Source organism: Blastomonas sp. RAC04, from assembly GCF_001713435.1.
In the GTDB taxonomy this organism is placed as follows: domain Bacteria; phylum Pseudomonadota; class Alphaproteobacteria; order Sphingomonadales; family Sphingomonadaceae; genus Blastomonas; species Blastomonas fulva.
In genome coordinates this window covers 1,684,839-1,707,881 of sequence record NZ_CP016460.1, presented here as the reverse complement: position 1 = coordinate 1,707,881, position 23,043 = coordinate 1,684,839, and the positions used below count along the sequence as shown (strand labels likewise).

Sequence of the window (23,043 nt, the reverse complement as noted above, 5' to 3'; positions counted from 1 at the left end):
TAGGGAACCGTTAACTCCCCGGCGCGATCATGTCGTGTGGCCAGATCAACCCCCAGAATATCGCCCAGCGCAGACCAGGGCCAGACCCGCATCTTCGGTCTCGCGCTGCTGTTGGCGGCGCTGGCAGGCTGGAACCTCAACGCCTGGCTGGTGCCGGTGGAGGAGAGTGGGATAGCCCCCGCCATCCAGCCTGAAACACCCGACCCCTGGGCGCAATCGCGCGAGCAACGCCATCTGCTGGAGGTGCAGGAGGATGCGCCCCAACAGGTGGCGCAGTTTGCAGGCGCGCCGATCGTCAACGCCCGGCCCGACACGGTCTCGGTCCGGTTCGGCATCTGCGGCGGTGGCGCGCGGGTCACCTGCGTGGTCGATGGCGACACCATCTGGCTGCGCGGGCAGAAGATCCGCATCGCCGATATCGATACGCCCGAGGTGTCCTCGCCGCGCTGCCCCGCAGAGCTCGAGCGCGGCAGGCTGGCGACGCAGCGGATGGTCGAGTTGCTCAACGCAGGGCCGTTCACGCTCGAACCCGGGGCGAGGGCGCAGGACCGCTATGGCCGTGCGCTGTTTGTCGTGACTCGCGGCGGCGCCAGCGTGGGCGGCGTGCTGGTCGATGAAGGGCTGGCGGTGTGGTACGGCAACGGCCGTCCCGACTGGTGCTGAACGCGCGCTAGATCGGGGCCCTGTCGGGCCTGCGCCGGGCGTTGGACGGCATGTCGAACAGCACGCGGCGCTGCTTGAAATCGATCATCATCCGGCTGAACAGCCGCAATGTTCCCATGCCCAGCAGCAGCGCGGGAGTCTTGTCCAGACCCAGCTCGGCAAAGGCCTGCGAATCGGCGAACACGATCGGCACAAATTCGAACTGCGCGCGCCCGATCCGGAAATCGTTCGCCAGCCCCGAGTTGACGGTCACCGACTGGCCGGTGACCGAGACCAGGCTGCCCTGTTCCTGGGTCAGCTTCTTGCCGCTGCCCAGCCGCCGCAGCAGCGCAAGATTGCCGATGTTGGACTGCGCGCCGGTGTCGATCACCACGCTGATCCTTTTGCCCCCCAGGGTAGCATCGGTGAAGATCAGCTGGCCCGAACGGCGGCGCGCGGTGACGATGATCTCGAAGTCGCTGGATGCGGCGCGCTTGGCGACATCTTCTATGCTGATCGCGTTGGTGGTGAAATCGAAGAGGATGCGCTGGTCCTGCAGGCCGTCCAGCCCCAGGATGCCATCTGCACCGATGTGATGCGCTTCCAGGATCGGCGCGACCACCTCCCCGTAATTCTGCCGACCCAGCGTCAGATCGGGGACATAGACCGTCTCCACCATCTTGCTGCCCGCGATGCTGACCAGCCGGGCGATCTCGGCGAACTTGAGCATCAGCTCGCCTGCAATGTCGCGCGAGACGACGGTGCGTTCGGACCCGGTATCGATCAGGAAGGAGAACGGGCCGCGGCCATCGATGCTTACCGGCACGGTCATGCGGTCGGCACGGTCCTGTGCGATGCTGACCACCTCGGCGCCCGCACTCAAGGCGTTACCCTCCAGCGCGCCGACAGTGGCATTGGCAACACTCGGAGCAGCGGGGACAGATGGCGCCGGGCTCGATTGGGCTGCCGCAGCGGATGCGCACAGCGCGAAGGCAAGGGCCAGCGCACCGGGCAGGGGGCGTAAGGTCATGGCTGCGATCCTCTCCCGCGCCCGTTTCAGGCCGGGCGCTTCCGCGAGATTACCACCAGCGGTGACCGCCCGCAATCAATCGCCGCGCATCGCGGTGGCGGCAAGGCTCTCGGCCTCGGTCAGCAGCGCATCGTCGGTCGATCCTTGCGCAACGCTCTCGCGCCCGATCATCACCAGCACCGGCACCGCGAGCGGGCTGACGCGTTCGAGATCGATGTGCAGCATCGTGCCTGCCGCGCGGTCGAGCAGATCGCCCAGCCGCCCGACATCGGTCATCCGCGCGCGCGCATCGGCCCAGGCGGCCTCGAGCAGCACATGGTCGGGCTCGTACTTGCGCAGCACATCGTAGATCAGGTCGGTCGAGAAGGTGACCTGCCGCCCGGACTTCTTCTTGCCCGGATGCTGGCGCTCGACCAGCCCGCTGATCACCGCGACCTCGCGAAAGGCGCGCTTGAGCAGGTACGAATTCTGCACCCAGTCGGTGAACTCATCGGTCAGGATATCCGCCGATAGCAAGGCGCCGGGATCGGTGATCGGCTTGAGGCCCCACACCGCGAGCGCATAATCGTTGGCGACAAAGCCCATCGGCTGAAGCCCGCGATCCTCCATCCGCCGGGTGAGCAGCATGCCCAGCGACTGGTGCGCGTTCCATCCCTCGAACGGGTAGCAGACCATGTAGTGGCGCCCGTGGTGCGGGAAGGTCTCGACCAGCAGCTGATCGGGCTCAGGCATCGCCGAGCGCCAGTCCTGCATCTCGAGCCACTCGCGTACGTCATCCGGGAAGCGCGGCCAGCTCGCGCGGTCGGTCAGGAAGCCGCGCACGCGCTGCGACAGATGCGTGGTCAGCGGCATCCGCGCGCCGTTGTAGCTGGGGATCTGCGAGGCCTTGGCCGACGCCTTGACCAGCAGGTCCATGTCCTTGATCCGCTCTACCTCGAGCCCCATGCCTGCGAACACGAAGGTGTCGCCAGGCGCGAGCTGCGCGGCGAAATTCTCCTCGACCTTGCCCAGCGAACGCCCGTTCTTGAAGCGCACCTCGAGCATCGGAGTGTCGACGATGATGCCCGCATTCAGGCGATATTGCGCAGCAAATTTGGGATGCGCGAGCCGCCATGTGCCATCGGCCAGCCGCACCAGCCGCTTGAACTTGTCATAGGCCTTGAGCGAATAGCCGCCGTTCTCGACAAAGCCGAGCACCCGCTGAAACGCGGCGCGGTCGATGCCGCTATAGGGCAGGGCGGACTGCACCTCGTCGAGTAGAGCATCCTCGTGGAACGGCCCGGCGCAGGCTGCGCCCATGATGAACTGCGCGAGCACGTCGAGCCCGCCGGGGCGGAAGCTTTCGCCATCGCGCTGGCCTTCGGTGACCGCATCGAAGGCCGCCTGGGCTTCCAAATATTCGAAGCGGTTGCCGGGGACCAGGATCGCGCGGCTGGGGCAGTCGAGCCGGTGGTTGGCGCGGCCGATCCGCTGCAGCAATCGCGACGATCCCTTGGGCGCGCCCATCTGGATCACGCAATCGACATTTCCCCAGTCGACCCCCAGATCGAGGCTGGCGGTGGCGACCAGTGCGCGCAATTCGCCGCGCGCCATCGCGCCTTCGACCTTGCGCCGCGCCTCGACCGACAGCGAGCCGTGGTGGATGCCGATCGGCAGATGCGCCTCGTTGAGTTCCCAGAGCTTCTGAAAGATGAACTCGGCGAGGAAGCGCGTGTTGCAGAAGACAAGCGTGGTCTTGTTTCGCGCGATTTCCTCGAGCACCTGCGGCACGGCATAGTTGCCGCTGTGCCCCGCCCAGGGAACGCGATCATCGGTAATAAGGATCGACAGGTCAGGCTCCGCGCCGGGCTCGCCCTCGACCAGGGCTACGGTATCGATATCGCCATAAGGCGCGAGCCAGGCGCGATAGGCGTCGGCATCGGCCACCGTCGCCGACAGCGCAACCCGACGCAATTTGGGCGCGATGGCCTGCAACCGCGCGAGCGAGAGGTTGAGCAGGTCGCCGCGCTTGCCGGTGGCGAAGGCGTGAACCTCATCGACGATCACGGTCTTCAACCCTGCGAACATCTCGAAGCTCTCAGGGTAGGACAGCAACAGGCTGAGCGATTCGGGTGTTGTCAGCAGGATATGCGGCGGACGCGCGCGCTGGCGCGCCTTGCGGTCCGATGGCGTGTCGCCGCTGCGGGTCTCGATGGTGATGGGTAGCCCCATCTCGGTCACCGGGGTCAGCAGATTGCGCTGCACGTCGTGCGCCAGCGCCTTCAGCGGCGAGATGTAGAGCGTGTGCAGCCCGTCATGGCTCTGGCCGTCGGTGAAATCGGCCAGCGTAGGCAGGAACCCCGCCAGCGTCTTGCCCGCGCCGGTTGAGGCGACCAGCAGCGCGTGGTGCCCGGCGTCTGCCTGCTCCAGCATCTCCATCTGATGCCGCCGGGGTGCCCAACCGCGCTTCCCGAACCAGTCGGTGATGATTTGGGGCAGCGCCATGGCTGCGGATATAGGGGGAGAGGGGGGCGAACTAAAGGGGCGGCCTTCTATCATTCGCCCGTGGGGGCAGGAGCAATCCGCGCCGCAGCCTTATTCCAGCACGGTGATGATCGCCGAGAAATCGAGCCCCTGCGCGTCGGCTTCCACGAACGCGGCGTAGATCGCCTCGGCGCGCTCGCCCATCGGGACCTGAGCGCCGTTAGCCTTGGCTGCTTCGAGCGCAAGCCGCATGTCCTTGAGCATCAGCGCGGCGGCAAAGCCACCCGCATAGCCGTTGTCCGCCGGACTGGCGGGGCCGACGCCAGGCACGGGGCAATAGCTCGTCATCGACCAGCTCTGGCCCGAGGCCTTGGACGAGATGTCGTAGAAGGTCTGCAGATTTAGCCCCAGCTTCTTGGCCAGCGCAAAGGTCTCGCAGGTCGCGGCCATCGTCGCGCCCAAGAGCATGTTGTTGCAGATCTTCGCGGCCTGGCCTGCGCCATTGTCGCCTGCGTGGATCACCGCCTTGCCCATGTCCGAGAGGATCGGGGCTGCGCGCGAAAAGCCACCCGAGCTGCCGCCGACCATGAAGGTCAAGGTGCCGCCATTGGCCGCCGCGATTCCGCCCGAGACCGGCGCATCGACCGCCTCGAGCCCGCGCTCCTTGGCGGCGGCTGCGACCTGCCGCGCGGTGTCGACGTCGATGGTCGAGCAATCGATCAGCAGCGTGCCGCGCTTGGCCGCGCCGAACACGGTGTCGTTATAGACCGATGCGACATGCTTGCCTGCAGGCAGCATGGTGACGATGACATCGGCATCGCTGACCGCCTGCACCGGATCGGACACGGGATGGCAGCCCGCTGCGCCCGCGCGCGCCAGCGCCTCGCCCGAAAGATCGAATGCGATGACCTTGTGCCCGGCCTTGGCGAGGTTCGCCGCCATGCCGCCGCCCATATTGCCCAGGCCGATAAATCCGATCGTCGTCATGTTGTCTCTCCGTTGTCCGAAACCGCGTTAATGCGCGCTTCGATCAAATCCCACCTGTTGCCATACAAGTCTGCAAAAACCACCACCCGGCCATAGACTTCATTGCGCGGAGTCTCCGCAAACGTCACGCCTGCCGCGAGCATTCGTGCATAATCGCGGTCGAAGGCGCGGGTGTGCACGAAGAACGCGACGCGTCCGCCCGCTTCCTTGCCGACGGCGGCTGTCTGTTCGGGCGAGGTGGCGCGCGCCAGCAGCAGTTCGCCGCCGTCGCGTCCACCCACCCGGACCCAGCGTTTGCCGCCGCCCAGATCGCTGTCTTCGAGCAGCGTCCAGTCCAGCGCGTCGACGAACCAGGAGATGGCTTCGTCATATTCCCGGACCAGATAGGCGGTGTACGCAAGCCGCACGCGTTTAGCCCCTCATTCAACCCATCGTCGGGATGACGAAGGCATTGCCGCCGTCGACCGCGCCATCGGGCCAGCGCGAGGTGATCGTCTTGACCTTGGTCCAGAACTTCACGCCTTCCATGCCGTGCTGGTTGGTGTCGCCAAAAGCGCTGCGCTTCCAGCCGCCGAAGGTGTGGTAGGCGACCGGCACCGGGATCGGTACGTTGATGCCGACCATGCCGACATTCACGCGAGCCGCGAACTCGCGTGCGGCGTGCCCGTTGCGGGTGAAGATCGCGACGCCGTTGCCATACTGGTGCTTGCTGGGGAGGGCTACCGCTTCCTCGAAATCGGCGGCGCGGACGATCTGCAGCACGGGGCCGAAGATCTCTTCCTTGTAGCTGCTCATTTCGGTGGTGACGTGATCGAACAATGTCGGGCCGACGAAGAAGCCGTTCTCATGGCCCTGGAGCGTGAAGCCGCGGCCATCGACGACCAGCTCGGCGCCCTCGTCGATGCAGGTCTGGATCCAGCCCTCGACCTTGGCCTTGTGCGCGGCGGTGACCACCGGGCCGTAATCGGCATCGGGGTCGGACGACACGCCGAGGCGCAGCTTTTCGATCGCGGGGATCAGCTTGGCGCGCAGCCGCTCGGCGGTCTCGTTACCGACGGGGACGACGACCGGGAGCGCCATGCAGCGTTCGCCTGCCGAGCCGAAGGCCGCGCCTGCGAGATCCTTGACCACCTGGTCGAGATCGGCGTCGGGCATGACGATGCCATGGTTCTTCGCGCCGCCCATTGCCTGCACGCGCTTTCCGGCAGCAACGCCGCGCTGGTAGAGATAATGCGCAACATCGGACGATCCGACGAACGACACGCCGGCGATCGCGGGGTGATCGAGGATCGCGTCGACCATTTCCTTGTCGCCATGGACGACCTGCAGGATGCCATCGGGCAGGCCAGCTTCGCTCATCAGCTCGGCAAGACGCACCGGTACCGAGGGGTCACGCTCGCTAGGCTTGAGGATGAAGGCGTTCCCGGTGGCAATCGCGGGGCCGAACATCCACATCGGGATCATCGCGGGGAAGTTGAACGGGGTGATGCCGGCGCCGATGCCGATCGGCAGACGCATCGAATAGACGTCGATGCCCGGGCCCGCGCCATGGGTGTATTCGCCCTTGGAGGCGTGCGGGATGCCGCAGCAGAATTCGATGACTTCCAGACCGCGCTGGATATCGCCCTTGGCATCCGCATGGACCTTGCCGTGCTCGCTCGACAGCAGGGCTGCGAGTTCATCGATATTGGCTTCGACCAGCGCCTTGAAGTTGAACATGACGCGCGAGCGGCGCTGCGGGTTGGTCGCGGCCCAGGCGGGTTGCGCGGCGAGCGCGGCCTCGACCGCGGCGTCGAGCACCGCCTTGTCGCCCAGATCGACCCTGGCCTGCACCGAGCCGCTGTTGGGATCGAAGATGTCGGACTGGCGGGGGCTGGCGGGGGCAGAAACGCCGGTGGCCAGACGGTGGGTGACGGTGCGCATGGTCGCTCTCCTGTAGGTGCTTGTCGCTTAGACAGCGCAATAGCCTCTGGCATTCATGCAATCAATTGCGTAAAAACGTCACAACGGGCTGCATAAATACAATGGCCAGGAGAGGGTTCGCATGACACGGCATGGCTTATGAACTGGGATGATCTGCGCATTTTCCTGATGCTGGCGCGCGCCGGATCGGTGGCGGAGGCCGCACGGCGGCTCGAGATCGACCCTACCACCGTGGCGCGGCGGCTTGCGCGGCTGTCGGGCGACCTGCAGTCGACGCTGTTCGAGGCAAGCGGCAAGGGGATCGCGCTCACCGAGCACGGGCGCAAGCTGCTGCATTATGCCGAAGGCGCCGAGCAGGCGCTGGTCGATGCGCGCACCGAGCTGACCGGCGAGCAGACGGTGTTTGCCGGCACCATAAGGGTGAGCGTCGCGGAAGGCTTTGCCGCCTGGGTGATCAGCCACAACCTGGCCGAGTTTCACCGCCTTCACCCCGCGATCCGCATCGAGCTGGTGGCCACCAACGGCTTTCTGAACCCGTCCAAGCGCGAGGCGGATCTGGCGATCATGCTGTCACGCCCGACCGCGGGGCCGTTGAAGGTGCGCAAGCTGGTGGACTATCAATTGGGGGTCTATGCCGGCCGCGATTACCTCGCCGCCGCCGGACCGATCGCCAGCGTCGACGACCTGCGCCGCCACCCGCTGATCGGCTATATCCCCGATTTCATCTATGCCGACGAACTGCGCTATCTCGACGAAATCGGCCCAGGCCTTGAGCCGGTGCTGACCAGCTCGAGCATCAACGTTCAGCACAGCCTGATCGCGTCGGGCGCCGGGGTGGGGATCCTGCCGTGCTTCATGGGCGAGCAGAACGTGCGGCTGGAGCGGGTGCTGGCGGATCGGGTCGCGATCCACCGCAGTTTCTGGCTGGTGGTGCACCGCGACATGCGCAAGCTCGCGCGGGTGGATGCGTTCATCGGCTGGCTGGATGATGTCGCACGGCGGATCGCGCCGCTGACGGGCGAGGACGCGTCACCAGTACGATAACGCGTCCGCCGTGTCGGCCTGCAAAGGCCGTCAGATATGGATCGGCTTGCCCTGCACCGCCATCGCAGCTTCCTTGAGCGCTTCGCTGTGCGTGGGGTGCGCATGGCAGGTGTAGGCTATGTCCTCGCTGGTGCCACCGAACTCCATTGCCTGTGCGGCCTGCGCAATCATGGTGCCGCCCAATGACGCGATGATCCACACGCCGAGCACGCGGTCGGTCTTGGCATCGGCGATGACCTTGACCATGCCGTCGCCTTCATGGTTGGTCTTGGCGCGCGAATTGGCCATCATCGGGAACTTGCCGACCTTGATCTCGCCACGCTCTTTGGCCTGCTCTTCGGTGAGGCCCACGCCAGCGATCTCGGGCATGGTGTAGACCACGCTCGGGATGATGTCGTGATTGACGATACCGGTGAGCCCCGCGATGTTCTCTGCCACCGCGATGCCTTCGTCCTCGGCCTTGTGCGCGAGCATGGGTCCGGGAACGACATCGCCGATCGCCCAGATACCAGGGACCGACGTGCTGAAGTCATGATCGATCTCGACCTGTCCGCGGCCATTGACGGCAAGGCCGGCCTTGTCGAGCGCGAGGCCATCGGTGTTGGGACGACGACCGATCGACACCAGAACGACGTCGGCCTCGATGGTTTCGGTGTCGCCGCCGGCTGAGGGTTCGACCGACAGCATCGCCTTGCCGCCTTCGACACTAGCGCCGGTGACCTTGGTCGACAGCTTGAACTCGATGCCCTGCTTCTTGAACACCTTGAGCGATTCCTTGCGGATTTCGCCGTCCATGCCGGGCAGGATCATGTCGAGATATTCGACCACGGTGACCTTGGCGCCCAGGCGCTTCCACACCGAGCCGAGCTCGAGCCCGATCACGCCGCCGCCGATGACGACCATATGGCCGGGCACCTTGGCAAGCTCGAGCGCGCCGGTGGAATCGACGATGATCTGGCTGTCGTTATCGACCGTGATACCGGGCAGCGGGGTGACCGACGATCCGGTGGCAATAACGATGTTCCTGGCGCGATAGCTCTTGTCGCCCACGGCCACCGTATCGGCGCCGGTGAACGCGCCGCGGCCCTTGATCCACTCGACCTTGTTCTTCTTGAACAGATATTCGATTCCGCCGGTCAGCCCCTTGACCGCATCGCGGCGCTGCGCGTGCATGGTTTCGAGGTCGAGCGTGACCGATCCCTTGATGCCCAATTTGGCGAGCTTGCCGCTAGCGGCTTCCTCGAAAAGCTCGGACGCGTGCAGCATCGCCTTGGACGGGATGCAGCCGACGTTGAGGCAGGTGCCGCCCAAAGTCTCGCGGCTTTCGATGCAGGCGGTCTTGAGGCCGAGCTGCGCCGCACGGATTGCCGCGACATAGCCACCGGGACCGGAACCGATCACCAGAACGTCGAAATCATAGTCAGCCATTTTCAAACTCCATCGTGCGCCGGATTTAACCGGGCTACGTTTGCAATTCCATCCCCGTCATTCCCGCGAACGCGGCAAGCCCGCCTTGCGATGCCGGAGAGAAAAAGCGGGACCCCCGCCTGCGCGGGGGTGAAGCAAGAAGGAATTGCAGCTTCCCGCCCACGCCGGACACGCTATCAAAGATCGATAAGCAACCGCGTCGGATCCTCGATCGCTTCCTTGATACGCACCAGGAAGGTCACCGCCTCACGGCCATCGATCAGACGGTGGTCGTAGGACAGGGCCAGATACATCATCGGGCGCGCCTTGATCTCGCCATTGGGCATCACCACCGGGCGCTGGTCGATGCGGTGAAGGCCGAGCACTGCGCTCTGCGGAGGGTTGATGATCGGGGTCGACATCAGCGAACCGAACACGCCGCCGTTGGAGATGGTGAAGGTGCCGCCCATCATCTCGTCCATCTTGAGCGTGCCGTCCTTGGCGCGCTTGCCGAAGTCGGCGATGGTCTTTTCGATGCCGGCAAACGACAGCGTCTCGGCGTTGCGGATCACCGGCACGACCAGGCCGTTGGGCGCGCTGACCGCGACCGAGATGTCGGCGTAGTTGTGATAGACGATCTCGTCGCCCTCGATCTGCGCGTTGACCGACGGGACATCCTTGAGCGCAAGGCACGCGGCCTTGGCGAAGAAGCCCATGAAGCCCAGGCGGATGCCGTGCTTCTTCTCGAACAGGTCCTTGTACTTGTTGCGCGCCTCGATGACGGCGGTCATGTCCACGTCGTTGAACGTGGTCAGCATCGCAGCGGTATCCTGCGCGCTCTTGAGGCGCTTGGCGATCGTCTGGCGGATGCGGGTCATGCGCACCCGCTCGGTATCGCGACCGGCAGCGCCGCTGACGGCGGGCGCGCTGGCAGCGACAGGCGCGGGCGCTGCGGCGGGCGCAGGCGCAGCCTTGGCGGATTCAGCCGCAGCGAGCACGTCTTCCTTGGTCAGACGGCCATCCTTGCCGGTGCCACGGATGCCGGTGGGGTCAAGCCCATGTTCGAGCACCAGACGGCGCACCGCAGGCGACAGGCTCACAGGCTCGCCCGAGCTGACCGACGGGGCAGGCGCAGGATCGGCCTTTGCAGCGGCGGGGGCAGGGGCAGGGGCGGCGGCCGGGGCCGGAGCAGGCGTCGCGGGCGGCGACGCTGCCGCCGCGCTGCCGGCCGCCTCGATCATCGCCAGCAGCGCGCCGACCTGAACGGTGTCGCCAGCGGCATACATCTGCTGGCCCATCACGCCTGCCGACGGCGCGGGGACTTCGACCGCGACCTTGTCGGTTTCCAGGCTCGCGATCGCCTCATCGGCGGCGACCGCATCGCCGGGCTTCTTCAGCCACTCGCCGATGGTGGCTTCGCTGATCGATTCACCCAGAACGGGGACTTTGACTTCGATGCTCATGGTTCACAAACCTTCGTCTTTGTCCGCTTCAACTCGCGGAAACAACTTCATTTTCTTGCGGGTAGTCAGCTCTTGCGCTGACGACGGATCTCATCGCGGACATCATGGCCCAGTGCGTCTGCAATCAGCGCGCCCTGTTCGGCCTGGTGCCGCTTGGCAAGACCGGTGGCAGGCGATGCCGCCGCGATCCGGCCTGCGTAGCGAGGACGCTTGGGGGCGACCCCGGCATCGGCCAGGCATTCCTCGATGAACGGCTCGACGAAGAACCACGCGCCGTTGTTGCGCGCCTCTTCCTGCGCCCAGACCACCTCTTCCAGATTGACCATGCGCTTCAGGCGGATGGTCAGCGGCTCGCCGGGGAAGGGGTAGAGCTGTTCCAGCCGGATGATCGCGGTGTGCTTGTCGCCCGCCGCATCGCGCGCTTCCATCAGGTCGAACGCGACCTTGCCCGAACACAGCACCAGCCGCTTGACGTCCTTGTCCTCCGGCTGGGCCGGATCGGACAGGATGCGCATGAAGTGGCTGTTGCCGCAGAAGTCGTTGGTCTTCGATACCGCCATCTTGTGTCGCAGCAGCGACTTGGGCGTCATGATGATCAGCGGCTTGCGGAACGGGCGGTGCATCTGCCGGCGCAGCACATGGAAGTAGTTGGCCGGCGTGGTAATGTTGCACACCTGCATGTTGTCGCCTGCACACAGCTGCAGGAAGCGTTCCAGGCGTGCCGAGCTGTGCTCGGGCCCCTGGCCTTCCATGCCGTGCGGCAGCAGCATCACCAGACCGTTGGCGCGCAGCCACTTGGCCTCGCCACTGGCGATAAACTGGTCGATCATGATCTGCGCGCCATTGGCGAAATCGCCGAACTGCGCTTCCCACAGCACCAGCGTCTTCGGGTCGGCCATGGCATAGCCGTACTCGAAGCCCAGAACGCCATATTCGGACAAGGGGCTGTCGAGCACCTCGAACCGGCCGTGCGGAACCTGTTCCAGAGGCAGATAGCGGCCGCCGGTGTTCTGGTCGATCCACACCGCGTGACGATGGCTGAACGTGCCGCGGCCCGAATCCTGGCCCGACAGACGCACGGCATAGCCTTCCGACACCAGCGACCCGAACGCCAGCGCTTCGCCGGTCGCCCAGTCGAAGCCTTCGCCCTTGTCGAACATGTCGCGCTTGGCATCGATCACGCGGCGCAGGGTCTTGTGGACCTCATGGCCTTCGGGGATCGTGGTCAGCGTGCGGCCCAGGCTCTCGAGCAGCTTGCGGTCGATGCCCGTTTCGACATTGCGGCGCGCATATTCGGGGTCGGCAGGCGCGTGCAGGCCAGACCAGCGTCCGGCAAACCAGTCGGCCTGGTTCGCCTTGTAGGTCTTGCCCGCCTCGAACTCGACTTCGAGATTGTCCGAAAACGCCGTGGCCGTGCCGTCGATCCAGTCCTGCGTTACCACGCCCTGGTCGATCAGGCGATCGCCATAGATCTTGCTGACGCGCGGATGCTGGCGGATCTTGGCGTACATCTGGGGCTGGGTGAAGCTGGGCTCGTCGCCTTCGTTATGGCCAAACCGGCGGTAGCACCACATGTCGATGACGACATCGCGGTGGAATTGCTGGCGGAAATCGATGGCCATCTTGCAGGCAAAGGTAACAGCTTCGGGATCATCGCCGTTAACGTGCAGGATCGGCGCCTGAACGCCCTTGGCGACATCGGAGGGGTAAGGCGAGGAGCGCGCGAATTGCGGGCTGGTCGTGAAGCCGATCTGGTTGTTGACGATGAAGTGGATGCAGCCGCCGGTGTTGTAGCCGCGGATGCCCGAGAACCCGAGGCATTCCCACACGATGCCCTGACCGGCAAACGCAGCATCTCCGTGCAGCAGCACGGGCAGCACCTGGCTGTGATCGGCCAGATCGTCGCGGTTGACCTGCTGCGCGCGAACCTTGCCCAGCACGACAGGATCCACCGCCTCGAGATGCGAGGGGTTGGGGACCAGCGACATATGGACGCTGATGCCGTCGAATTCGCGATCGGTGCTGGTGCCAAGGTGGTACTTCACGTCGCCCGAGCCTGCGACGTCGTCGGGGTTGGACGAACCGCCCGAAAACTCGTGGAAGATCACGCGATAGGGCTTTGCCATCACGTTGGCGAGCACGTTGAGGCGGCCGCGATGCGGCATGCCGTAGACGATTTCCTTGAGGCCAAGCTGGCCGCCGTACTTGATCACCGCCTCGAGCGCAGGGATCATCGATTCGCCGCCATCAAGCCCGAAGCGCTTGGTGCCGACGTATTTCTTGCCGAGGAAGTTCTCGAACGTTTCGGCTTCGATCACCTTGGACAGAATGGCCTTCTTGCCGTTCTCGGTAAATTCGATGACCTTGTCGACGCCTTCCATCCGGTCCTGGAAGAAGCGACGCTCCTCCACGTCCGAGATGTGCATGTATTCAAGGCCGACCTTGCCGCAGTAGTTGGCGCGCAGGGTATCGATGAGCTGGCGCACGGTGGCGCTTTCAAAACCCATGGTGCCGCCCAGGAACACCTTCTCGTCCATCTCGGCCGCGGTGAATCCGTGATATTCGGGGGTCAGGTCAGCCGGGATGTCCTGCTGCGACAGCCCCAGCGGATCGAGGTCCGCTGCCAGATGGCCGCGCACCCGGTAGGTGCGGATCAGCATCATGGCGCGGATCGAGCGGTCCGCGGCGCGCGCGATCACGGCCTCGTCCACGGGCTGGCCCGCGCCTGCCGACGCGCTGCGGATCGCGGCCTTGACCGCAACCTGCATCTGCATCGGGTCGAGCGCCGCGGTCAGGTCATCGCCATCGCCCAGCGGCCAGTTGCTCAGCTGCCAGCTCGGCCCCGCCTGGGGGCCCTCGGCGGGATCATAATCGTTTGCGTCGTAGGTCATACGTTCTATCCACTTAATCGCCGAACACGGTCCCCTGCGAAGGCAGGGGGCCATCTCCTAAGCTGGCCGTTCGATGCTCCGGCCGTTCAATCCCGATCCGCCCGGAGATGGGCTCTGCCTGCGCAGGCGATCGTATTGGTCTGGCTAGAGACCAAGTTGCCACCACAGGTCGTCCCAGTCCTTGTTCAACTCTTCAATCACGCGGACTTTCCATGCCCGCTTCCATTTCTTCATCTGCGCCTCGACCAGCCTGGCCTCGTGCAGGTCTTCGAATGCTTCGAACCAGACCAGCCTGGTGCAGCCGTGCCTCTTGGTGAAGCCATCGATCTGCCCGTTGCGATGTTCGTCCGCCCTGCGGACGAGATCGTTGGTCACTCCGATATACAAGGTGCCTTTCCTGCGGTTGGCCATGATGTAGACATAGCCCTCGCGCATGACCGCACCCCCCGCTCAATCCCGATCAGTCAGGAGATGGCCCCCTGCCTGCGCAGGGGACCGACTTTCGGATGAGAGGGTAACTAAAATCACACCGTTTCCAGTAGCTCCGCCAGCGTCTGGCCAAGCAGCGAGGGCGAGGGGGAGACGCGGATGCCGGCGTCTTCCATCGCCGCGATCTTGTCGTCCGCGCCGCCTTCGCCGCCCGAAACGATGGCCCCTGCATGGCCCATGCGGCGGCCCGGAGGCGCGGTGCGGCCTGCGATGAAGCCGACCATCGGCTTCTTGCGGCCGCGCTTGGCTTCGTCCTTGATGAACTGCGCGGCTTCTTCTTCGGCGCTGCCGCCGATTTCTCCGATCATGATGATCGAGGTGGTCTCGTCGTCGGCCATGAACAGTTCGAGCACGTCGATGAAGTTGGTGCCGTTGACCGGATCGCCGCCGATGCCGACAGCCGTGGTCTGGCCGAGGCCGACTGCGGTGGTCTGGTGTACGGCTTCATAGGTCAAAGTGCCCGAGCGCGAGACGACGCCGACCGAGCCCTTCTTGAAGATGCTGCCGGGCATGATGCCGATCTTGCACTCGTTGGGGGTCAGCACGCCGGGGCAGTTGGGGCCGATGAGGCGCGACTTGCTGCCGACCAGCGCGCGCTTGACGCGGACCATGTCGAGCACCGGAATGCCTTCGGTGATCGCGACGATCAGTTCCATTTCGGCATCGATCGCTTCCAGGATCGAATCCGCGGCGAACGGCGGCGGAACATAGATGCAGCTTGCGGTCGCGCCGGTGGCGGCCTTCGCTTCAGCCACGGTGTTGTAGTTGGGCAGGCCGATATGCGTGGTTCCGCCCTTGCCCGGCGTCACTCCGCCGACCATCTGGGTGCCATAAGCCAGCGCCTGTTCGGTGTGGAAGGTGCCGGTGGCGCCGGTCATGCCCTGCGTGATCACCTTGGTGTGCTTGTTGACGAGAATGCTCATGGTTTCAGAAACTCCATTGCAGTGGCCGTGAAGACGAGGCCGGATAGGGGAATATTGGCGGCGGCGAGTGCGCCTTGTGGCACGAAGCTGATTTCCATTTCCATGTGGCCGGGTTTCAGCCCCGGGTTCCACACATGCTTGATGATCCCGCCCTCGGGCGTCTGGGTGTCGTTGGGCTTACGCGCGGCCCAGCCTTCCAGATCCTCCGGTGATATGGCGCTGGCGGCGGTGAAATCATAGACGCGGCAGCCCTGCGAGCGGATCTTTTCCAGATCGACGCCCGACAGCACGACGCCCAGCTCGCGCCCGGCGACGGTCATGCGGTATTCGCCGCCCTCGATCAGCTTCATGTCGGGATCGCTTTCGGCGAGCTTCGCCTTGCCGAAGGCGACCAGTGCCATCAGCGCTCCGGTGTCATTGGCAGGCACCGGCTGCCAGCCTGCGGCGAGCACGGATGCCTTGGCGACGGCCATGTTCTCGATACCCGAACAGGCGGTCGCAAACGCGGAGAGAACCTCTCGCGCAGGGTAGGGGTTTTCGGCTGGCGGCGCGTCCTGCATCGCCGCCAGCGCGAAAAGTCCGATCAGAAGACCGGAGGCCGCCATCAGGCGAGGCTCGAATCCAGGTTGCGGCACGCGTCGAGCAGTTCCTTGACCGCATCGACCGACACCTGAAGGTTGCCCTTGGCTTCGTCGTCGAGTTCGATCTCGACGATCTGCTCGACGCCGCCGGCACCGATGATCACCGGCACGCCGACATACAGGCCATCAAGCCCGTATTTGCCTTCGACAAAGGCTGCGCAGGGCAGCAGGCGCTTCTGGTCCGACAGATACGCTTCGGCCATCGCGATGCCGCTGGTGGCGGGCGCATAATAGGCCGAACCGGTCTTGAGCAGCGCGACGATCTCGCCGCCGCCGCCGCGGGTGCGCTTGACGATTTCGTCGATGCGCTCCTTGGTCGAACGGCCCTGCTTGATAAGGTCGGGAACGGGGATGCCGGCGACGGTCGAATACTGGACCACTGGAACCATGGTGTCGCCATGGCCGCCGAGCACGAAGGTGTTGACGTCGCGCACCGAGACCTGGAACTCGTCGGCGATGAAGTGGCTGAAGCGCGCGCTGTCGAGCACGCCCGCCATGCCGACGACCATGTGGTGCGGCAGGCCGGAGAATTCGCGCAGCGCCCAGACCATCGCGTCGAGGGGGTTGGTGATGCAGATGACGAACGCGTTCGGTGCGTTGGCGGCGATGCCTTCGCCCACGGCCTTCATGACCTTGAGGTTGATGCCCAGCAGGTCGTCGCGGCTCATGCCGGGCTTGCGGGCAACGCCTGCGGTGACGATGATGACATCGGCGCCGGCAATGTCGGCATAATCATTGGTGCCGGTGATCTTGGCGTCAAAGCCTTCGACCGGGCCGCACTGCGACAGATCGAGCGCCTTGCCCTGGGGCACGCCTTCCACCACATCGAACAGCACGATATCGCCCAGTTCCTTGAGCGCCGCGAGGTGCGCGAGCGTGCCGCCGATATTGCCTGCGCCGATCAGCGCGATCTTCTTGCGTGCCATGGTCAATCCTTTCCGAAAGTTATGAAGCCCGGCCGAAACTGCCTGTCAGGAATGCGGGGGTGAAAATGGTGCGTGTGCGTTCCCTGAGCAGAAATCCGGCAAAATATGTGTCCGTTTCACGACCTGAGGCTGGCGCCAGCCGGATTTCCCGGCCTGAATCGTCGCCTAGGGGGCCTGCCTAGGCCGCTTGGGCGGGCATTTCAACCGTCAAAAGCCCTGTTCCGCCAATTATCTATGCAATTGAAAACTATTAGCAACAAGCCATCGGGTTGGCTTATTGAAGGTGCACTTCAGCCCGGGGGCATAGTGCGTACGGACTATATAATGCCTCATTTCGAAACACCCCGGAATTAACATCGGATAGACTTTGCGCGGCTGCGCGTGTAGCATTTTTAATGCGCTGCGACATTGGTAAGCCGGTTTTAACCCCCTCGACATAGAGCAGGATGATGGTCACCAAGGTTCAGTTCACCGTCGATACCGAATTGTCGCTCAAGCTCTTCCAGGAGGGCGCGAGCGCGCAGGACAATTTCGACAGCTCGATCGCCGGCAAGTGCCGCGATGGCGAATTCGGCATCTTCTACCAGATGGACCGGCTGGAGGCTGCAGGGCTGACCGGAGTGTTCTTCGTCGATCCGATGCCCGCATTGGTCTATGGCCCCGGGGTGATCGCGCGGATCGTCGAGCCGATCCTCAAGCGCGGGCACGAGGTGCAGTTGCACATCCACACCGAATGGCTGGAATTTGCCCGCGATCACGAACATGCGCATCTGCGCGGACGCAACATCGCCGATTTCCCGCTCGACGACCAGATCCGTTTGCTCGAACAGGCGCGCGCCTTACTGATCATGGCCGGAGCGCCAAAACCGACCGCGTTTCGCGCGGGCAATTTTGGCGCCAATGACGACACCCTGCGCGCGCTGAGCGCGATCGGGGTGCGCTACGACAGCAGCTTCAACCCCTCGTTCCTCTCGGGCGAATGCGATATCGACCTGCCACCGGCGACGCCGCCGTTCAGCGAGCATCTGGGGGTCGGCATCATCCCGGTGAGCGTCATCCAGGATCGCCCGGGCAGCATCCGCTCGGTGCAATTGTGCGCGCTCTCCGCCTGGGAAATGCGCGATGCGCTGACCCATGCTGCCGAAGACGGCTGGCCGTGCTTCACCATCGTCAGCCACAGCTTCGAACTGCTCAGCCGCGATCGCACCCGCGCCAATCCCATCGTCGTGCGGCGATTCGATGCGATGTGCCGCAACATCGCCGAGCACCAGCGGCTCGAGCCGATCGGCTTCGACGCGCTGGAGCCTCGCAGTCGCAAGTCGATCACCACCTTGCCCGCCAATCTGGTACGCACCGCGCTGCGCTATGGCGAGCAGGCGGTCAGCCGCATCCGCTATGAAGCGGGCATCCTGTCGACCTTCTTCCTCAACGAATTCGCGGTGTTCGAGTCACTCGCTGCCGTCTAGGCGAAGTTGCAGCGCCCCGGCTGTTCGTCAGCCGCGCAACAGCTTGCGGATCCTGGCCTTGGCGCCGATCCGGTCGAGCCACGCGCCGGTGCCCTCGACCGCGGCGTTGAAGCGCTGTTGTCCCGCGAGCAGGGCGCGGTTGGCGAGCGTGGACTTGAGCAGGAACAGCGTCGCGCACTGCACCTGATGGGTGCCGAACAGCGCCTTGTGCGCGCCATCGCCCTCGGTGAAATCGAAATAGCGAAAGCGCTGCTCGGCAAACAGTTGCTCGAGCGCGTGCATCTGCAGAACGGTGCCGGGAGAAAGCTGCGCGCACGCCTGATCATAGCCGAGATAGGCGTAGATCAGCACATCATCGGCGACCGGCAGATACAGATAGGCGGCAGCCCGGCCTTGCAGGAACAGCACATAGGCGCGCAGATTGTCCGCTCGCGCGAGCCTGTGTGCCTCGGCGCGGAAGCCATCGTCCCCTGGCAGTCCGGCATCGAGCAGCCGCGCCTGGTAGGTCTGCTGCGACAGCGGCAGCGCAGCGGCGAAAAAGGCATCGAGCTGATCGGATCGGTGATAGCTGCGGATATCCAGTTCGCCCCCGCCGGCATCGGCCAGCTTGCGCATCTTGCGCTTGAGCGTCGCGCGCGTCTTGGACGAGAACTGCGCCATATAGCCGTCATGGCCCGGCGCCATGTCGATATAATGCCGCGCGTAAAGCTGCGGCTGCGAGGCGACCAGCCCGGCAAAGTCGCGGTCCAGCTGCGCAATCCGCGCGACCGGGACCGATTGCAGCCGATAGCCATCGGCATCGGATGGCAACGGCGCTGCGGGCAGGGGCGCGTTTCGCAGGATGGCATCCAGCCCATAGCCAATCGGCACCAGCATTCGCCGCGCCGCAAGGATCGGGCGGTCGCCGAGCAGAAATCGGACCTGGGTGGCGACGGGTTGCATGCGAGCGATGGTTTCCGGGCAAGGGTGAAGCGATGCGCGCCGGTCTAGACAAGGACGGTTAAGATCGCTTGAACCCAATGGTGCGCGAAACAGGTTTACCCGTTGTTCACCGTCGCGCGATATCCCCTTGGGCGAGTTGCGACCTCGACATCGACACAAGCCGTCAAAAGGACCCTGACATGGCGCAGTCCTGGCCGCAGGCCGTATGCAATCATTGCGGATCGACCGGACCCCGCCTGCTCGCCAGCCTGGGGCGCTTTACCTTGGTCGAGTGTTCGAACTGCGGCCTGGCCTATATCGCCGACCCGCCCGAGCCTGCCGAGCTTTCCGCGATGTATCAAGGCGAAGCGGATTATCACACCGAACTGCACGATCCCCACAGCCCGGCCTTTGCGCGCATGGCGGGCGTGGCGGGCGAGCATCTGGCGTTCACCCGGCGCTGGGCCTCGGGCGGACGGCTGATCGATATCGGCTGTTCGACAGGGCTGTTTCTGGACAAGGCCAAGTCTGCGGGCTTCACGGCCGAAGGCGCGGAGTTTTCCGCTGCATCTGCCCAGTTCGCGCGCGACCATTTCGGCCTGCAGGTGACCGACGGGGATATCCATGCGGTCGATGCCGCGCCCGAAAGCTTCGATCTGCTGACGATGTTCGACGTGATCGAGCATGTCCGCGATCCGGCAGCTGATATCGCGGCGGCACACCGGCTGCTCAAGCCCGGCGGGTTGTTCATCCTCTCGACCCCGAACATCGACGGGCTGTTCCCCAGGGCCTCGCAACCGCTGGCGGGGGTGCTGGGCCACTGGCCGCATCCCGAGCCGCCCTGGCATCTCTACCAGTTCTCGGTGCGCACGCTGACAGTGATGCTCGAGCAGCGCGGATTTGCCTGTCTTGGGACGCAGCATACCTGCATCGACCTTGCCTATACCTTCGGCAGCATGAGCACGCTGAGGCGCAGCCCCAAACGGCTGGCCTATGCGCTGGCGTTCGCGCCGCTCGCGTGGGCGGGGCCGAAGCTGGGGATGGGCGACTGGTTCTACCTGGCCGCGCGAAAGCTTTAGCCGCTGATCTCGTAGGCGATCGGCTTGAACGAGCCGTTGTTCGATTGCAGCGCCGAACAGGCGGTGAGGCCGATGATCAGATCGCGGTGCGCGATGAAGGTCACGGTATCGCCCGCCTTGCTCAGCGGCGGATCGACCCGGAGCTCGCCGGTGGTGCCATCGACCGGCACGTTCATGAAGCAGTTGAATGCCACCGGGATCATGTCCTCGGTCACGCCATAAGGCTCCAGAGCAGCGGCGAGATTGCCGAAGCAGCCGCGGTGCGGATCGGTATCGCCATAGATGATCCGGAAGGTATCCTTCGAGCACGGAGTCAGCAGGAAGTCGTGACGGCCGACATCATCGGCGACGATCTCCAGCATCACGTTGCTGCGGTTGGAATAGAGCAGATCGCCGGTGGTGAGGTAAATTCGGCTGGCGTAATCCAGCGTGCGGCCCGAGGAGATGACCTCGTGAATGTCCTCGCGGTCGAACGCCAGCAGATCAGCCACCTGCTCGCCGCGCACATCGATGACGGTCAGTGTCTGGCCCTTGCGCAGCTCGAACGCGGTTCCCGAGCGCGGCGGGATTTCGCTGCGGGGATCAGAGGGCATGATCGGCAACCTTGCGCTGGCTCATCGGGCATTTCCAACTCTGGTCGACCTGGCGGCCGCTATATTGCCGGGCTTCGGAGACCGTTCCATGCACCGCCAGCATCGGGTTGGCATCGCCCGCAAGCGCGATGTCGCGCGCGATGATCGTGCCGCGCATTTTGTCGTAAAGCCCATTGGCGCGCAATTGCTCGAACTGGTCGTGCAGGTTGAAGATCAGCGCCGGACGCTCGAAGCGCCGTGCGGGGCGGCTGGCATGCGGGTGCAGCCCGACGACGAAAAACGCCTCACCGCCAAAGCTGAGCGAGAAATGCGGATCATCGGGGTCCGAGCTCACGCGCGGATCGGCCTCCTGTCCGAGCCATGCGTCCTTGTCGGTCAGCGATTGCACCCGCTGCCACAGATGCTGTTCGAACTGCTCTTCGTTCAGACCTGCGTCCTCCTCGAACAGCACCGCCAGCGACTGGAACGGCACGGGGTCGCGCGCATAATCCTGCGCAATGGCCATCAGCGAGGGCAGGATGCGCAGATCGTCCCAGCCGGAACGCAGATCGCGCCCGACGATGATCCGCATCTGCCCCTTGCCCAGAGCCGACTTGGCGCCGACACAGGGGAATTCGGGTTGCTTGATAAAGGCGCGAAACCGTTGCGCCAGCGGATGATCGGTATTGCTGCAAGGAATAAGCATTCCACCCCTACGCGGCGATCCCGATCAGGTTGCATCCAGTGCAAGCTGCCGCGCGGCTGCCAGATCGGCGATGAAAGCGGCGCGTTCGGCCGCGGCGCGCTGGCGGTCGGGCAGGCGCAGCAGAAAGGAGGGATGCACCGTCGCCACCAGCCTTTCGCCACCTTCCAGGGTCATCGGCTTGCCGCGCACCGAGGCGATGCTGGCGCTCTTGCCGGTGAGCCCGCGCAGCGCGCTGCCACCCAGCGAGACGATGATGTCGGGCCTGACCAGCCCGCGCTCCTGATCCAGCCACCAGCGGCAGATGTCGATCTCGCCGGTGGAAGGGTTCTGGTGCAACCGGCGCTTGCCGCGCGGCTCAAACTTGAAGTGCTTGACCGCGTTGGTGATGTAGAGCTGCGCGCGGTCCAGCCCCGCTTCCGCCAGCGCCTCGTCGAGCAGCTGGCCTGCCGGGCCGACGAAAGGGCGGCCTTCCAGATCCTCGCGGTCGCCCGGCTGTTCGCCCACCAGCATGATGCGCGAGCCTGCCTTGCCTTCGCCCGGGACCGCCTGGGTCGCATTGCAGTGGATCGGGCAGCGGGTGCATGTCTGCAGGCTGCGCGCCAGCTCCTCGAGGGTCGCTGTTTCGCCCGCTATCGGAGCCTCCATCTCCCCGCGCACGCGCCATTTGTCGCTGCGCGGATTGGCGAGCTGGACCGCGGTCTCGCGCATCCGCTCGACCCGCGCCCCCGCGCCCGCCAGCAGCGGGCCGATATCCTGCGCCTCGGGAAGGTTGTGCCAGTATTTCTTGGGCATCTCGGCGCGCATCGCGGCGATCTTGACCCGCGCGGGGTTGAAGATCGAACCGTAATACATCCGCCACTGCTCCTCCACCACGTCGGAATCGGGCACCTCGTCGCGGGTGCCGCCGGGGCCGAAAGTCAGCGTCTCGTCCTGCCAGATCGCGCGCGCGTCGGGCGTCAGGATCGCCCAGTCCATGCCGTAGAAGCGCTTGCGGAAGAAAGGTGCCGCCAGCCGCACGATCCGGTGTTCGGGCTCGAACCAGGCGACGAAGGATTCGCGTTCGGCATCCTCGCCGCCCAGCCTGCGGAAGCGGACGAACGCGTGCATCTTGTGCAGGTCGCGGCGGATCGCCTTGTCGGACTTGGCCAGCCAGTCGACGTCGTTGTCGGTGCGCCGTTCGAGCAGCCGCCGGTCGCCCAAGGCGCGCCAGACGATGGTGTAGAGCCGCGTCGGCACGTTCGCGTCGCGATGGCAGATCACGCGGTCGAGCGTGGTCACCAGCGCGCGGGGCAGGGCAACCGTGCGCCGGGGCACCAGCGGTGCGTCGTCGGAAAACAGCGAGGCGCTCTCGCCCGCCTGCCGCCAGACGACTTGCTCGGGCGGTACCTCGGCGGCGAGCAGCGCGCGCGCGGCATCGCGCCATTCGGCAAAGTCGCCGGGGGTGTTGAGGATGATCTCGCGCATGTATCT

Annotated in this window: 20 protein-coding genes; 4 read left to right on the top strand and 16 right to left on the bottom strand. The window is 65.0% G+C overall.

What is annotated here, in order from left to right; translation table 11 throughout:
* Window positions 1-36: 36 nt before the first annotated feature.
* Entirely contained in the window at window positions 37-663 is a 627-nt protein-coding gene (locus BSY18_RS09040; protein WP_236823493.1) for a thermonuclease family protein, read from the top strand.
* 7 nt (window positions 664-670) lie between these two features.
* On the opposite strand, the gene BSY18_RS09035 is transcribed toward BSY18_RS09040, so the two are convergent.
* From BSY18_RS09035 to BSY18_RS09015, 5 genes are all read right to left on the bottom strand, one after another.
* A complete protein-coding gene (locus BSY18_RS09035) occupies window positions 671-1,672 on the bottom strand; it encodes a retroviral-like aspartic protease family protein (protein ID WP_083231386.1) in 1,002 nt (333 codons plus the stop codon).
* A 75-nt stretch (window positions 1,673-1,747) separates the two neighbouring features.
* Window positions 1,748-4,156 carry a ligase-associated DNA damage response DEXH box helicase gene (locus BSY18_RS09030; RefSeq protein ID WP_069050372.1) on the bottom strand — a complete coding sequence of 803 codons (2,409 nt, stop codon included), beginning with the start codon at window positions 4,154-4,156 and terminating at the stop codon, window positions 1,748-1,750.
* A gap of 90 nt (window positions 4,157-4,246) precedes the next feature.
* Entirely contained in the window at window positions 4,247-5,122 is an 876-nt protein-coding gene (gene mmsB, locus BSY18_RS09025; RefSeq protein ID WP_069050371.1) for a 3-hydroxyisobutyrate dehydrogenase, read from the bottom strand.
* Complete coding sequence (locus tag BSY18_RS09020; RefSeq protein ID WP_069050370.1) at window positions 5,119-5,529, bottom strand: VOC family protein; 411 nt, start codon at window positions 5,527-5,529, stop codon at window positions 5,119-5,121. Before BSY18_RS09020 ends, mmsB begins: the two co-directional genes overlap by 4 nt.
* 16 nt (window positions 5,530-5,545) lie before the next feature.
* Window positions 5,546-7,045, bottom strand: coding sequence for a CoA-acylating methylmalonate-semialdehyde dehydrogenase (locus BSY18_RS09015; protein ID WP_069050369.1), 1,500 nt, complete (start codon window positions 7,043-7,045; stop codon window positions 5,546-5,548).
* A 138-nt stretch (window positions 7,046-7,183) separates the two neighbouring features.
* Between BSY18_RS09015 and BSY18_RS09010 the strand changes: the two genes are divergently transcribed.
* A complete protein-coding gene (locus BSY18_RS09010) occupies window positions 7,184-8,089 on the top strand; it encodes a LysR family transcriptional regulator (protein ID WP_069050368.1) in 906 nt (301 codons plus the stop codon).
* Between the two features lie 30 nt (window positions 8,090-8,119).
* Here BSY18_RS09010 and lpdA read toward each other — a convergent pair whose 3' ends face one another.
* From lpdA to mdh, 7 genes are all read right to left on the bottom strand, one after another.
* Entirely contained in the window at window positions 8,120-9,517 is a 1,398-nt protein-coding gene (gene lpdA / locus BSY18_RS09005) for a dihydrolipoyl dehydrogenase (RefSeq protein ID WP_069050367.1), read from the bottom strand.
* A gap of 176 nt (window positions 9,518-9,693) precedes the next feature.
* Window positions 9,694-10,959 carry a 2-oxoglutarate dehydrogenase complex dihydrolipoyllysine-residue succinyltransferase gene (gene odhB / locus BSY18_RS09000; RefSeq protein ID WP_069050366.1) on the bottom strand — a complete coding sequence of 422 codons (1,266 nt, stop codon included), beginning with the start codon at window positions 10,957-10,959 and terminating at the stop codon, window positions 9,694-9,696.
* 65 nt (window positions 10,960-11,024) lie between these two features.
* Window positions 11,025-13,850, bottom strand: a complete 2,826-nt coding sequence (locus BSY18_RS08995) for a 2-oxoglutarate dehydrogenase E1 component (protein ID WP_069050365.1) — start codon at window positions 13,848-13,850, stop codon at window positions 11,025-11,027.
* A gap of 144 nt (window positions 13,851-13,994) precedes the next feature.
* Complete coding sequence (locus BSY18_RS08990; protein ID WP_255352541.1) at window positions 13,995-14,285, bottom strand: GIY-YIG nuclease family protein; 291 nt, start codon at window positions 14,283-14,285, stop codon at window positions 13,995-13,997.
* A gap of 89 nt (window positions 14,286-14,374) precedes the next feature.
* Window positions 14,375-15,262 carry a succinate--CoA ligase subunit alpha gene (gene sucD / locus BSY18_RS08985; RefSeq protein WP_054134741.1) on the bottom strand — a complete coding sequence of 296 codons (888 nt, stop codon included), beginning with the start codon at window positions 15,260-15,262 and terminating at the stop codon, window positions 14,375-14,377.
* The gene (locus BSY18_RS08980; protein WP_150126244.1) at window positions 15,259-15,897 is read right to left on the bottom strand and encodes a hypothetical protein; all 639 of its coding nucleotides are present in this window, start codon (window positions 15,895-15,897) and stop codon (window positions 15,259-15,261) included. Before BSY18_RS08980 ends, sucD begins: the two co-directional genes overlap by 4 nt.
* Window positions 15,867-16,829, bottom strand: a complete 963-nt coding sequence (gene mdh, locus BSY18_RS08975; protein WP_069050363.1) for a malate dehydrogenase — start codon at window positions 16,827-16,829, stop codon at window positions 15,867-15,869. Before mdh ends, BSY18_RS08980 begins: the two co-directional genes overlap by 31 nt.
* Before the next feature lie 446 nt (window positions 16,830-17,275).
* Between mdh and BSY18_RS08970 the strand changes: the two genes are divergently transcribed.
* Window positions 17,276-18,295: a polysaccharide deacetylase family protein gene (locus BSY18_RS08970; RefSeq protein ID WP_171900197.1), complete on the top strand. Its 1,020-nt coding sequence runs from the start codon at window positions 17,276-17,278 to the stop codon at window positions 18,293-18,295.
* A 27-nt stretch (window positions 18,296-18,322) separates the two neighbouring features.
* Here the strand turns inward: BSY18_RS08970 and BSY18_RS08965 are convergent, their stop codons facing one another.
* A complete protein-coding gene (locus tag BSY18_RS08965; protein WP_069050362.1) occupies window positions 18,323-19,237 on the bottom strand; it encodes a GNAT family N-acetyltransferase in 915 nt (304 codons plus the stop codon).
* Window positions 19,238-19,416: 179 nt separating this feature from the next.
* On the opposite strand from BSY18_RS08965, the gene BSY18_RS08960 reads away from it, so the two are divergent.
* Window positions 19,417-20,295 carry a class I SAM-dependent methyltransferase gene (locus BSY18_RS08960; RefSeq protein ID WP_069050361.1) on the top strand — a complete coding sequence of 293 codons (879 nt, stop codon included), beginning with the start codon at window positions 19,417-19,419 and terminating at the stop codon, window positions 20,293-20,295.
* On the opposite strand, the gene BSY18_RS08955 is transcribed toward BSY18_RS08960, so the two are convergent.
* From BSY18_RS08955 to BSY18_RS08945, 3 genes are read right to left on the bottom strand one after another with little or no spacing between them, the layout of a single operon-like run.
* Window positions 20,292-20,888 carry a DUF1989 domain-containing protein gene (locus BSY18_RS08955; protein ID WP_069050360.1) on the bottom strand — a complete coding sequence of 199 codons (597 nt, stop codon included), beginning with the start codon at window positions 20,886-20,888 and terminating at the stop codon, window positions 20,292-20,294. The two genes, BSY18_RS08960 and BSY18_RS08955, sit on opposite strands and share 4 nt — an antisense overlap.
* On the bottom strand, window positions 20,878-21,573 hold the full coding sequence (gene gntA, locus BSY18_RS08950; RefSeq protein WP_069050359.1) for a guanitoxin biosynthesis heme-dependent pre-guanitoxin N-hydroxylase GntA: 696 nt from the start codon (window positions 21,571-21,573) through the stop codon (window positions 20,878-20,880). The genes BSY18_RS08955 and gntA overlap by 11 nt, the downstream gene beginning before the upstream one ends.
* 24 nt (window positions 21,574-21,597) lie before the next feature.
* The gene (locus BSY18_RS08945) at window positions 21,598-23,037 is read right to left on the bottom strand and encodes a UdgX family uracil-DNA binding protein (protein WP_069050358.1); all 1,440 of its coding nucleotides are present in this window, start codon (window positions 23,035-23,037) and stop codon (window positions 21,598-21,600) included.
* Between the last annotated feature and the right edge of the window lie 6 nt (window positions 23,038-23,043).